The sequence below is a fragment of the Streptosporangium carneum genome, assembly GCF_027922005.1.
Taxonomy (GTDB): Bacteria; Actinomycetota; Actinomycetes; order Streptosporangiales; family Streptosporangiaceae; genus Streptosporangium; species Streptosporangium carneum.
This window is the reverse complement of record NZ_BSEV01000001.1, coordinates 1,130,687-1,142,542: the sequence shown is the minus strand read 5'-3', so window position 1 is coordinate 1,142,542 and position 11,856 is coordinate 1,130,687. Positions and strand designations below refer to the sequence as shown.

14 protein-coding genes are annotated in these 11,856 nt (G+C 70.3%); 7 read left to right on the top strand and 7 right to left on the bottom strand.

The window, feature by feature from the left end; all coding sequences use genetic code 11:
* The first annotated feature begins 77 nt into the window (after positions 1 to 77).
* Positions 78 to 893, top strand: coding sequence for a hypothetical protein (locus tag PKF00_RS05630; protein WP_271216252.1), 816 nt, complete (start codon positions 78 to 80; stop codon positions 891 to 893).
* Between the two features lie 214 nt (positions 894 to 1,107).
* Here PKF00_RS05630 and PKF00_RS05625 read toward each other — a convergent pair whose 3' ends face one another.
* On the bottom strand, positions 1,108 to 1,614 hold the full coding sequence (locus PKF00_RS05625; protein ID WP_271216251.1) for a hypothetical protein: 507 nt from the start codon (positions 1,612 to 1,614) through the stop codon (positions 1,108 to 1,110).
* A 202-nt stretch (positions 1,615 to 1,816) separates the two neighbouring features.
* Here PKF00_RS05625 and PKF00_RS05620 point away from each other — a divergent pair, with 202 nt between their 5' ends.
* Positions 1,817 to 2,446: a hypothetical protein gene (locus PKF00_RS05620; protein WP_271216250.1), complete on the top strand. Its 630-nt coding sequence runs from the start codon at positions 1,817 to 1,819 to the stop codon at positions 2,444 to 2,446.
* On the opposite strand, the gene PKF00_RS05615 is transcribed toward PKF00_RS05620, so the two are convergent.
* On the bottom strand, positions 2,422 to 3,060 hold the full coding sequence (locus PKF00_RS05615) for a TetR/AcrR family transcriptional regulator (protein WP_271216358.1): 639 nt from the start codon (positions 3,058 to 3,060) through the stop codon (positions 2,422 to 2,424). The two genes, PKF00_RS05620 and PKF00_RS05615, sit on opposite strands and share 25 nt — an antisense overlap.
* An 85-nt stretch (positions 3,061 to 3,145) precedes the next feature.
* A complete protein-coding gene (locus PKF00_RS05610; protein WP_271216249.1) occupies positions 3,146 to 4,255 on the bottom strand; it encodes a CapA family protein in 1,110 nt (369 codons plus the stop codon).
* Between the two features lie 123 nt (positions 4,256 to 4,378).
* Between PKF00_RS05610 and PKF00_RS05605 the strand changes: the two genes are divergently transcribed.
* From PKF00_RS05605 to PKF00_RS05590, 4 genes are all read left to right on the top strand, one after another.
* On the top strand, positions 4,379 to 4,798 hold the full coding sequence (locus PKF00_RS05605; RefSeq protein ID WP_271216248.1) for a Fur family transcriptional regulator: 420 nt from the start codon (positions 4,379 to 4,381) through the stop codon (positions 4,796 to 4,798).
* 22 nt (positions 4,799 to 4,820) lie between these two features.
* Positions 4,821 to 6,272, top strand: a complete 1,452-nt coding sequence (locus PKF00_RS05600; protein WP_271216247.1) for a catalase — start codon at positions 4,821 to 4,823, stop codon at positions 6,270 to 6,272.
* Positions 6,273 to 6,583: 311 nt separating this feature from the next.
* Positions 6,584 to 7,138, top strand: a complete 555-nt coding sequence (locus PKF00_RS05595) for an HD domain-containing protein (RefSeq protein WP_271216357.1) — start codon at positions 6,584 to 6,586, stop codon at positions 7,136 to 7,138.
* 135 nt (positions 7,139 to 7,273) lie between these two features.
* Positions 7,274 to 8,095: a Rieske (2Fe-2S) protein gene (locus tag PKF00_RS05590; protein WP_271216246.1), complete on the top strand. Its 822-nt coding sequence runs from the start codon at positions 7,274 to 7,276 to the stop codon at positions 8,093 to 8,095.
* A 62-nt stretch (positions 8,096 to 8,157) separates the two neighbouring features.
* On the opposite strand, the gene PKF00_RS05585 is transcribed toward PKF00_RS05590, so the two are convergent.
* The 4 genes from PKF00_RS05585 to PKF00_RS05570 form a co-directional block, all read right to left on the bottom strand.
* Positions 8,158 to 8,385: a DUF8836 family protein gene (locus tag PKF00_RS05585; protein WP_271216245.1), complete on the bottom strand. Its 228-nt coding sequence runs from the start codon at positions 8,383 to 8,385 to the stop codon at positions 8,158 to 8,160.
* A 29-nt stretch (positions 8,386 to 8,414) separates the two neighbouring features.
* Positions 8,415 to 9,170 (bottom strand): sulfite exporter TauE/SafE family protein, encoded by a 756-nt coding sequence (locus tag PKF00_RS05580; RefSeq protein WP_271216244.1) that lies wholly within the window; start codon positions 9,168 to 9,170, stop codon positions 8,415 to 8,417.
* 76 nt (positions 9,171 to 9,246) lie between these two features.
* Positions 9,247 to 10,161, bottom strand: coding sequence for an SPFH domain-containing protein (locus tag PKF00_RS05575; protein WP_271216243.1), 915 nt, complete (start codon positions 10,159 to 10,161; stop codon positions 9,247 to 9,249).
* A gap of 106 nt (positions 10,162 to 10,267) precedes the next feature.
* Positions 10,268 to 11,062: an ABC transporter ATP-binding protein gene (locus PKF00_RS05570; protein ID WP_271216242.1), complete on the bottom strand. Its 795-nt coding sequence runs from the start codon at positions 11,060 to 11,062 to the stop codon at positions 10,268 to 10,270.
* A gap of 66 nt (positions 11,063 to 11,128) precedes the next feature.
* Between PKF00_RS05570 and PKF00_RS05565 the strand changes: the two genes are divergently transcribed.
* Entirely contained in the window at positions 11,129 to 11,848 is a 720-nt protein-coding gene (locus PKF00_RS05565) for an Rv1486c family protein (RefSeq protein WP_271216241.1), read from the top strand.
* Positions 11,849 to 11,856: the final 8 nt, after the last annotated feature.

Genomic DNA, 11,856 nt, shown 5'->3' with positions numbered 1-11,856 from the left:
TCAAGCCCGCCCCCGAGCCGGCTCCCCCTGTTACGTTCGGCAGTCCTATGACTGCCGAACGCGACAGGGGGACGTGCATGTCGAACACGCCACGGAGCGCCCGCGGGACCCTCACGGCGGCGGCCCTCGCCACCGCTCTCGTCGCCGCCCTCGTCGCCGGGTCCGTCACGGACGAGGCGTCGGCGGGCGCGAGCGGGCTCTCGGACGGGCCTCGAGCCCTCACGGGCGGCACGCCCCGGGTCGCGGACGGGCTCGCGCGGTTCGCGGACCGCCCGGTCTCGGCCGTGGGCGTGCCCGTCCGGCCCACGGACGGGACGGCTCCCACCGTGGACACCGCTGTGGACAGCGCCGTGGACAGCGCCGTGGACAGGGTCGCGCGGGCCGCGGGCCTGCCCGGTCTCTCCCGGGCCTCCGCGGTGATCAGTCTCGCTGACGCCGCCGGTGTCGCGGCGGGCGCAGGCCTGGCCTCCATGCCGTCCGGAACGCCGGGCTTCCCCGGTCTCGCCTGGGTGGGCGCGCTGGCCGACATGCCGGACCTGCCCGGCCTGCCCGGCGCTCCGGGCGTTCACGGCCCCCAGGGCGGGTTCACCCGGATCCCCGTCTCCGCTGTCTCCTCACCGCCGGTTCTCACCGACCCCGCGGGAGCGCTGCCCGGCGGCACGGCGTTGTCGCCGCCGCTGCCGCGCCCAGGCTCGGCGAGAACCTCGGCGGACGGGCTCCCCCACATGACGGTGGAGGGACTCGCCCGCACGACGAGGCCGGGTGTTCCGGTCGCGCGGGGCGCGCGGAAGCCTCCGCCCGCCGGGACCAGGCCGCCGAGGGGCCGGCGGGTGCCCTCCACGCTGCCCCCGGTGACGACGCTGCTCCCGGGACTCGGACTCGACCGGCGGTGACCCGCGGGCCCCAGGCGCCCTCAGGCCCCCTCAGCCGCCCCTGACCGTCGCGGGCGGCGTTCGTCGACGCCGCCCCGCCCACACGGCCGTCCGCGTGCCGGCGCCCGGAACGGCCGTCGGCACGCTCAGGGCAGACGCCCCGTGAACACCGTCCGCCGTGCCGGCACCCGGAACGGCCGCCGGCGCGCTCAGGGCAGGCGACCGGCGGGCGCCGTCAGCACGAGGCGTCGAGGAGGGCGTCGAGTTCGTCCTCGGGAAGCCCCAGATCCACCCGGATGCGATAGCGGGCGCGGAGGAGGGCGGTGTGCTCGCCGCTGTCCTTCACCGCCCTGTGGGCCCCCTCCGTGGCCCACAGGTGGGCCTGCCGGAGGTCCCCGTAGGCGACGAGGGTCTCGGCGACCGTGAGCGCGGTCGCCGGGGTGACGTCGCCGTCGGCCTTGATCACTTCGATGACCTGCCGCGCCTCGTCCGGCCGTTCGAGCTCGAAGAGGGTGTCGGCGATCCCCGCCCTGGGGTCGACGCTCACCTCCCCGCCGTCGTCGACCGCCCGTTGGAAGCAGTCGAGGGCGTGGGCGGGCTGTCCCGCCTGCCGCCACTCCTCCGCCGCGAGCACGAGGATCGCGGCCCGCGAGATGTCTCCGGACACGTACTCCTCGACCAGCGCTTCCAGCCGCCGGGCGAGGTCTTCGTGATCGTCGGCCAGAAGTGCCTGCTCAAGCAACCGATCAAGTTGCTCACGTGTCACATGCGCCACATCGCGAGAGTAGCGAGCGCCGCTCGGTTTCGTCCCCACAACGACAGGTATTCCTTGCGCAACCCCATGTAAACGATTGATTGCGAAGAGCGTGTTTCGCCAGGAAAGCGGGCATATGGCAGGCGTCTCCTGCTCGTGGAGCGTTATGTTTGGAGGGGCTGCGATGGGCATGTCCAAGCAGACGACCTTCACGCTGACCCTCCTGACGGGCCTCTCCGTGGTCGTCCCGGGATGCGCCGGCTACCTCTCCGCGAGGATGGACGCCGTCGAGCGCGCACACCGCGAACTCGTCTCGCTGGAGAGCCGGATACGTCAGGAACGGCTCACCGCGCCGACCGTGGAAGCGCCGACCGTGGAAGCGGAGCAGGCGCAGGGCGAGACGGTCGCCGTGCCGGGCGTGGTCCCCTGTGACATCACGCCGCAGTCCCGGCCGGGGTCCAGGAGGGAGCCCAGGGCGGCGGCCCTGGCCCCCACGCTCTCCGATCCCCCGCGGAGCGAGGCCATGCACCGTGATCCCGCCGGCCTCCCGCGGGCCGGAGCCGCCCCGGGCGAGCCCGCCTCCGAACCGGCCCCCGTGGCGGAGGGAGCCGGTCGGGCGGCGAGCGGGGAACGTTCCCAGGCCGCCGACCGCGAGCACAGGCGCAGGCACAGGGAGCACCGGGAGCGGACCGCCTCCGGGTGCGCGGCGTCGGGGGAGTCGTCCCCCTCCTCCCGGCGGTCCGCGGAGGACACCGCGGACGACACCGTGGAGAACGAGGAGCCCTCCGCCCCCTCTCAGGCGGAGGCTCCGGAGAACTGACGGTTCAGGTAACCCCTGACCAGGCGCTTCGCCTCGGCCACGATCTCGGGGGCGCCCTCGGGATCGCGCCGGAAGGCCAGTTTGAGGACCGCGTCGCCCGCCTCGACAGCGACGAGGATGGCCAGGTCGAGCTCCTCGCTGTCCGTCAGGCCGTACTCCTGGAGCAGGAGCCCGCGCAGCCTGCCCGCGATCACCGTGTTGTTGTCGGACGCCCCGTCGAGCAGGTCGAGGCCGACCACGTCGCCGAAGTGCAGGACGCGGAAACCTGGAACGGTCCTGTGCATGTCGACGTACTCGTCGATGATCGCGTCGACCGCGTCCCACCAGCCCCCGTAGTCCTCGGACAGGAAACGCCTTCCGACCCGGGAGACGAACTGCTCGACATGACGCCTGGTCACCGCCTGGGTGATGGCCCGTTTGTCGGGGAAGAACTGGTAGATCGAGCCGATCGCGACACCCGCGCGTTCGGCGATCCTGGTGGTGGACAGCGCCTCATAACCGATCTCGTCCAGCAGGTCGGCACAGGCGTCGAGCATCCTCTCCACACGGCGCGCGCTGCGTCGCTGGGTCGGCTGACGCCGCAGCGGAGCTTCACCCGGCTCCTCAGCAGGCATGGTCACGCACCCATATTGCCCGCCCGACCCCCTCCCGGTCAGGCCCTCTGTGTCAATCGCCTGATTTTCCCTGCCAGACCGGTCGTCAGCTGTTCGAGGTCGCCGTCAGGCCCGCGCAACCGCGCAGCGCCTTCCAGCTCGCCACGGCCTGCTGGCCCGCCGCCCCGGTCAGCGGAACCGGCACTCCGCCCTGGATGGTGGCGGGGGTCCAGCGGTCCTTGAGCACCTGGCGTCCGTTGATCGTCAGGGTGAGGACACCCGTCCTGCCGGTCTCCGGGCCCCAGTTGTAGAAGACGAAGTTGCCCATGCCGTAGCTGACGTAACCGTTCTTGAGGTAGCCGCTGCCGAGCAGGATGTGCGCGTGGCCGCCCACGACGACGTCGGCGCCCGCGGCGACCAGCTTGGGCGCCAGGGAACGCTGCGCCTCGTTGGGGCACTTCTGCAGCTCGGTGCCCCAGTGCAGGTGGACGATCACCGTGTCGGAGTTCTTACGCGCCCTGCGCACCTCCTGCAGGAGCCTCGCCTCGTTCTTCGCGGAGGCGAGACCGCCCTTGCCGTCCGTGGCGGTCCAGGCCTGGATGAACTCGGCGTCGAGCACCTGGGTGGCGCCGATGACGGCGACGCGGTTGCCGTTCACCGTCGTCCGCCACGGCCGGTACGCCTCGTCCTCGTTCGCGCCGATGCCCACGACCGGGAACCTCGAGCGCTTGATCGCGGCCAGGGAGTCGGTCAGCCCTCCCTGCATGTAGTCCATGCCGTGGTTGTTCGCCATGGACGCGACGTCGACCCCCGCCGCCTTCAGCGCGGTCAGCGCCGAGGCGGGCGCCCTGAAGGTGTACTGCTTGCCGGGAGCCGGGGTGCCGCCGGTGGTGATCGCGGTCTCGAGGTTCACCATCGCGATGTCGGAACGGCTGAGCACCTTGGCGATCGGGCCGAGCGCGGTCTTCGGGTCGGCGTTGAGCCTGGTGCGCAGCACCCCTTCGAAGTGCACGTCGCCGCCGAAGGAGATGGTGTACGGCTTGCGTTCCCTGGTGGGCTTCGCCGAACTCGAGGCGGTCGGCTTCTCGACGACGTCGGGCGTGGTCCCTGAGGCCGCGGGAGTCGCGGACTCCGCCGCCGAGCAGGCGGCGCCGAGGAGGGCGGAGGCGGTGAGGAGCGCGGCCGCGGCGAGGCGGCGGGGGATATACGTGTCCATCGCTATCCGAGGATGCCATCCCACCCGCGATGCGCGGAACAGCCCCGCCGTGGAGAGTTGGCCGAACAGAGTTGGATGACTCAAATACTTGAATGATTCCGGTTTGGTGCATAACGTGTGCTCATGGAGGACGATGACCGGCTCCGCCAGGCAGGACTGCGGGTGACCGCGGCACGACTGGCGATCATGCAGACCGTGCGGGAAGGCGACCACCTGGACGTGGACGCCGTCCACCGTGGCGTGCGGGAACGGGTCGGCCATGTCTCCTTGCAAGCCGTCTACGACTCTCTGCACGCGCTGCACAGAGGCGGGCTGCTGCGGCGGATCGAACCCGCGGGCAGTCCCGCCCGATACGAGACGCGGGTCGGTGACAACCATCACCACCTCGTCTGCAGACAGTGCGGACGGGTCACGGACGTCGATTGCGCCGTTGGACACGCCCCCTGCCTCGACCCCGTCTCCGACGCCGGATATCTGGTCGACGAGGCGGACGTCATCTACTGGGGCATGTGTCCTGACTGTCGTTCCGATGAAACTCGATGAAGAGACCCCGGAGGACCGATTCATGAGCACCAGGCCCACCACCACGACCGACGCCGGAATTCCCGCCCCCAGTGACGAGCACTCCCAGTCGGTCGGACCGAACGGGCCCCTGCTGCTGCAGGACCACTATCTGATCCAGAAGATGGCCCACTTCAACCGGGAGCGTGTGCCCGAGCGCGTGGTCCACGCCAAGGGCGGCGGCGCGCACGGCATTCTCCAGATCACCGAGGACGTCAGCCAGTTCACCAAGGCGGGGCTGTTCCAGAAGGGCAAGGAGACTCCGCTCTTCCTGCGCTTCTCCTCCGTCGCCGGCGAGCTCGGCAGCCCGGACACGCAACGTGACCCGCGCGGCTTCGCGATCAAGTTCTACACCGAAGAGGGCAACTACGACATCGTCGGCAACAACACGCCGATCTTCTTCATCCGGGACCCGCAGAAGTTCTCCGACTTCATCCACAGCCAGAAGCGCCGCGCGGACACCAACCTGCGCGACCACAACATGCAATGGGACTTCTGGACGCTCTCGCCCGAGACCGCCCACCAGGTCACCTTCCTGATGACCGACCGCGGCACCCCGGCGTCCTGGCGTCACGTGCACGGCTTCGGCTCGCACACCTTCCTGTGGTACAACGCCGCGGGCGAGAAGTTCTGGATCAAGTACCACTTCAAGACCGACCAGGGCATCAAGAACTTCACCGACGCCGAGGCGGGGGCGGTCATCGCCCAGGACGCGGACTACCACATCCGCGACCTGCACACCGCGATCAAGAACGGCGACCACCCGTCCTGGACCGTGAACGTGCAGATCATGCCGTTCGAGGACGCCGCCGACTACCGGTTCAACCCGTTCGACCTGACCAAGGTGTGGCCGCACGCCGACTACCCCGAGATCACGATCGGCAAGTTCGTCCTGAACCGGAACCCGGAGAACTACTTCGCCGAGGTCGAGCAGGCGAGCTTCGAGCCCGCCAACCTGGTGCCCGGCATCGGCCCGTCCCCGGACAAGATGCTCCAGGGCCGCCTGTTCTCCTACCCCGACGCCCACCGCTACCGCATCGGCGCCAACTACCTGCAGCTGCCGATCAACCGGCCGCTGTCGCCCGTCCACAGCTACAACAAGGACGGCCAGATGACCTTCGTCAACCCCTCCGACCCGGTCTACGCCCCGAACACCGTCGGCGGCCCCGCCGCCGACCCGGCGCTGTTCAGGGGTGAGGAGTACCAGGTGACCGGAGAGATCATCCGTTCCGCCTACACCCTGCACCGCGAGGACGACGACTACGTCCAGCCGCGCGCCCTGTGGGAGAACGTCCTGTCCGACACCGACCGCTCGCACCTGGTGAGCAACGTCGTCGGCCACGCCTCGGCCCCCGAGGTGACGGCGGAGACGAAGCAGCGCGTCGTGGAGTACTGGACCAACATCCACAAGGATCTCGGCCAGGGCGTCGCCCAGGGCCTCGGAATCGCCCAGTAACCGCCCGGCAGCCATCCTGACCGTGCCCGGAGCCGCGGCCTCCGCGGCTCCGGGCACGGTCCGCCGCCCCCGTCGGCCCGCGCCCGGACCACCGCCACGGGTCCGGGCGGCGGGAGCGGGACGCCAACACGCTGACGACGTTCAGCGACCGGCCTCTCTCCGGAAAATCCCGTGTTCAACGGGGTTGTCGTCACGCTCAGTCTCCCGTTATTGCCTGACCGTTCGAAAAACGGGGATCGGCGCGCATTAGGCTTGCCCAGGTGACCACCCCTCCAGAACAGGACCGCCTCCACGCCCAGCTCGCCTTCGCCATGGAGATCGACAAGCTCAGACGCGTCGTCCGCCGCAACACCCTCATGGACGGATCCCGGCGGGAGAACGACGCCGAGCACTCGTGGTATGTGGGCATGCTGGCGATGATCCTGGCCGAGCACGCCCCGCCCGGAACCGACCTGGACAGGGTCGTCGCGATGCTGCTCGTCCACGACATCGTCGAGATCGACGCCGGAGACACGTTCATCTACGACGCCGGAGCCGTCGAGGCGCAGCTCGGCATCGAGCGCAAGGCCGCCGACCGGATCTTCGGGCTGCTTCCCGAGGACCAGGCGACGCGGCTTCGCGCGCTGTGGGACGAGTTCGAGGAGCGCAAGACCCCGGAGGCCCGCTTCGCCAAGGCCCTCGACAGGATCGCGCCGATCATGGCCAACCACCACAACGAGGGCGGCACCTGGTCGCTGTACAAGGTGACGGCCGAACAGGTCCTGGAGAAGGTGAAGATCATCGAGGAGGGGTCGCCGACGCTCGGCTCCTACGCCACCGAGATCATCGAGCTCTCCGTCAGCCGGGGGCACCTGGCGCGTGCATGACGCGGTTCCCGGGTAGGTCCCTACTGGGTTGAGAAGGGGGCGATCGTGAAGGAAACAGTCAAAACGAAGCGCCGAAGCTTCAGGCATCTCGTACCCCCGGTCGACGTCGCAGGGCGGATCGAGCGATCGGAGAGGATGGACAGACCGATCCGGGTGCTGGCCAAGGCCGTACGCCGACGCATCGGTCCGGGATGGCTTCGCGACCTGTTGCACGGGGTGCCGACCGGCAAGCCGCTCCACCCCCCGCTCACCGACCTCAGCCTGGGCTGCTGGCTGGCGACCGCGGTGCTCGACCTGGCCGGGGCCGACCCCCGCGCGGCGCGGGCGGTGCTCGCGACGGGCATCGCGGGAGCGATTCCCACGGCCGCGGCCGGGATCACCGACTGGTCGGCGCTGCACCGGGAGCAGCAGCGGGTGGGCTTCGTGCACGCGATCGCCAACCTCGCCGCTCTCGGGCTGTACGCCGGCTCCCTGGCCCTCAGGCTCTCCGGGGACGAAAGACGCGGCAGGATGCTGGCCTTCGCCGGGCTGGGGGCGGCGGGCGCCGGCGGCTACCTCGGAGGCCACCTGGCCTACCGGCAGGCCGCGGGGGCCAACCACGCGGAGTCGGTCGCCCACCTGGTCCCGCTGGGCTGGCACGACCTGTGCGAACTCAAGGACCTGCCGGACGGGCGCCCCGTGGCCAGACGGCTCGGCTACATCGACCTGTTCGTGCTGAGGATGGGCGAGGGCGTCACCGTGCTCGCCGACCACTGCTCCCACCTGGCGGGACCGCTGCACCAGGGGCAACTGGTCTCCGACCGCGGCACCGCCTGCGTGGTGTGCCCGTGGCACGGCAGCGCCTTCCGCCTGACGGACGGCACGGTCGCGCACGGCCCGGCCACGGCGCCGCAGCCGTACTTCGAGACCCGGATCCGCCGCGACGGCGTGCTCCAGGTCCGTCCCGCCCCCATCTGACCGGTCCGCGTCCGGCCCTCGCCGGATCCACCGGACCGGCCTGTCCGCCCGGCCGAGCCCGCTCAGTCGGGCTTGCCGTCCGCGGGGTGCTCGACCAGGGCGAGGATCCGGCTGGACATGAAGCGGGCGGTGCGCACCGCCGTACCGCTCCGGGTGACCTCGCTCACCTCGACCACGCCACCTCGGCGGTTCGCCACCTCCACCCGGCGGCCCGCCCTGGTGGCGACGACTTCGTAGGTACGCGAGCTGTCGCCTGCATCGATGACGATCTCTACCCTGTCGCCCTTCATGTCTGCTTTATGCCCAAAACCGGGAGAATTTAGGCGTATATCAGCTTGACCATCGCCACAACGCCGACGCAGACGATGATCCCCCGCAGCACCGGGGCGGGCAGCTTCCTGCCGAACCTCGCCCCGAAGAAACCGCCGATCGTGGCGCCGAGCGCGACCAGCGCGACCCCTCGCCAGTCGACCTCGGCGACGATGACGAACAGCACCGCCGCGGTGCCGTTGACCAGCAGCGCGAGCACGTTCTTCGCGGCGTTGACCCGCTGCAGGTCCTCGTCCAGGACGCTGCCGAGCAGCCCGATGAGCAGCACTCCCTGGGCCGCGCCGAAGTAACCGCCGTAGACTCCCGCACTGAGCACCCCGAGCCAGAGCCACGGGCCGCCGTGCGGGTGAGCGCTCTCTCGCCGGGCACTGAGCCATCTGTTGAGCCTGGGCTGGATCACCACCAGCACGCACGACAGGCCGATCAGGACGGGAACCACCACGTTGAACGTCCTGGCGGGGAGGTACAGCAGCAGCAGGCCGCCGATCAGCGAGCCCAGGACGGACCCGACCCCCAGCCGGATCAGCCGGGCGCGCTGTCCCTTGAGCTCGGCGCGATAGCCGATCGCGCTGGTCAGCGACCCGGGAACCAGGCCGATGTTGTTGGAGACGTTGGCGACGATCGGCGGCATCCCCACCGCGACCATCGTCGGGAACGTCAGCAACGACCCCGACCCGACGACGGCGTTGATGCCCCCGGCCCCGACTCCGGCCGCGAAGACCGCGACCGCCTCCCACGGCGTCATGCCCCTCCCTAGCTCGTACGGCTCGCGCCCGTGAACGGTGCACGGCACTCACCGGATGCTAGGAGGCGGGCACGACCTAGTCGGCGGCGGGGGTCTCCTTGCCGTTGAACAGGCCGCCGAGGCTCTCGACCGCCTTGGCCATCTCCGATGGAACGATCCACACCTTGTTCGCGTCGCCCTTGGCGATCTCGGGGAGCGTCCTGAGGTACTGGTAGGCCAGGAGCCGCTGATCCGGCTTGCCCTCGTGGATCGCACGGAAGACCATGCCGATCGCGTCCGCCTCGCCCTTCGCCCGCATCGCCTTGGCCTCGGCGTCGGCCTGGGCCTTGAGCACCACGGCCTCCGCGTCGCCGCGCGCCTTGAGCACCGCGGCCTGCTTGTGCCCCTCCGCGGTGAGGATGGCCGCCTGCTTGTGGCCCTCGGCCACCAGCACGGCGGCCTGCTTGTCACGGTCGGCGCGCATCCGGCGCTCCATCGACTCCTGGACCGCGGCCGACGGCTCGACCGCCTTGAGCCTGACCCGGTTGATCTGGACGCCCCAGTTCTCCGCGCCGCCGAGTGCCTCACGCAGCTCGGCGTTGATCTCCTCACGCGAGAGAAGCGCCCGGTCCAGGTCCATGCCGCCGATCACGTTACGCAGCGTGGTCACGGTGAGCTGCTCGACCCCCGCCAGGAAGTCGGAGATCTCGTAGGTGGCGGCCCGGGGGTCGGCGACCTGGAAGTAGACGACCGTGTCGACGGAGACGACGAGGTTGTCCGAGGTGACCACGGCCTGCGGGGGGAAGGAGACGACCTGCTCGCGCAGGTCGACGGTCCGCTTGAGCCGGTCGACGAAGGGCACCACGAGGTGGGGGCCGGGGGCGAGCGTCCGGTGGTAGCGCCCCAGTCGCTCCACGACCCCCGCGGTGGCCTGCGGAATGATATGGATCGCCCGGAACAAGGCGAACCCGACGACAGCCACCACGGCGAGCGCGGCGAGAAACGATTCCATGAGCCACTCCGGACGGTCGAGTCAAGTGGATCTCTGTCGTTCGGAATGGTATTTGGTTTTCTCGTTACCGACCCCTGAACAGCGTAAACAGGCTTCGGAACCGCCTTCAGAACTGGTGCGCGCGGGCGTACCAGCGGGCGTCGCGCCCGCGTTCCAGGGTGAGCGGAACGGCAAATGTGAGCGAAAGGTTCTCCGCGGTCATCACCTGGTCGATCGGCCCCTGGGCGACCACGGAGCCGTGCCGCAGCAGCAGCGCGTGGGTGAACCCGCTGGGCACCTCCTCCACGTGATGGGTGACCAGCACCATCGTCGGCGCCTTCGGGTCGTGGGCGAGCGTCGAGAGACGGCGGACCAGGTCCTCCCTGCCTCCCAGGTCAAGCCCCGCCGCAGGCTCGTCGAGCAGCAGCAGCTCGGGGTCGGGCATCAGCGCCCTGGCGATCTGCACCCTCTTGCGCTCACCCTCCGACAGGGTGTTGAACCGGCGGCGGATGAGGTGGGCGCAGCCGAGCTGGTCGATCAGCTCGACGGCCCGGGTGACGTCGTTGGAGTCGTACTCCTCCGTCCAGCGGCCGAGGATCGCGTACGAGGCGGTGAGCACCAGGTCGATGACCTTCTCCTCCGGCGGCACCTTCTCGGCGAGCGCGGCGCTCGCGAGGCCGATGCGGGGTCGCAGGTCGAACACGTCACTTTGGCCGAGCCGCTCGCCCAGGATCTCGACGACGCCCTCGGTGGGGAACAGCATCGCCCCGACGACCTGCAGCAGCGTCGTCTTGCCCGCGCCGTTGGGACCGATGACGACCCATCGCTCGTCCTCGTGAACGGTCCAGTCGATGTCCCGCAGCAGGGCCGCCCCGTCCCTGCGGACGGTGACGTCCTGTAGCCGAAGCACCTGACCGCCCATCCCTTACGCCTCCTTGAGAATCGCTGGAACAAAACCTATTGCAGGACAAGCGCATATCGTGGATCGGTGCACCCTGATTCACAGATCTCGGCCACCTTGGTCTGCTGGGGCAACGCCTGGCTCGCCGGACAGGTCGGCCTCGACGAGGCCGCCGACCGCGTGGAACGACAGGCAGGCCCCCAACTCGTCGCCGGTGAGGCGGGCGACGTTCCCCTGCGCGGCTTCCTCGCCGACCTGCGGGTCGAGGGCATGCGGTCGCTGCGCCTGGCGCTTCCCGTCGCGGGCGACCCGCTCGGACTCACAGGGCCGCCCTCCTTCAACTCCGCTGCGATCGAGGCCGGACAGGCTGTGACGGTCGTGTTCCCCGGCAGGTGCCTGGGCATGGTCCCGGTACGGGACCGCCGCGGCTCATCGTACGCCGGGGTGCGCTGGAGCGTGCTTGAGGCCAGCGTAAACATTCCAGACATTCCATCACTGGCCGAGGCCGAGCACGCCCTGACCCTGGCGATGCGCGAGGCCACCGACGCCCTGCTCGGCGTCGAGGGCCCCGCCCAGGGGCACCGGCGGACGCAGCCCCTCGACGACGGCCTGGCACCGGGATACCCCGCCCGCGCCCACCGGGTCGCCGCCCTGGCCGCCAGGCTCTCCGCCGCGCTCCAGATCGCCGACGAGCGGGGGCTCACCTCGGGCCAGGTCGCCGTCAGAAGCCAGGCCCTGCGCGCCCTCGACCGCGCGGTACGGCGAGCACGCGTCGCCGCCCACCACGCCATCACCGAACTGGTCTGACGCGGGCG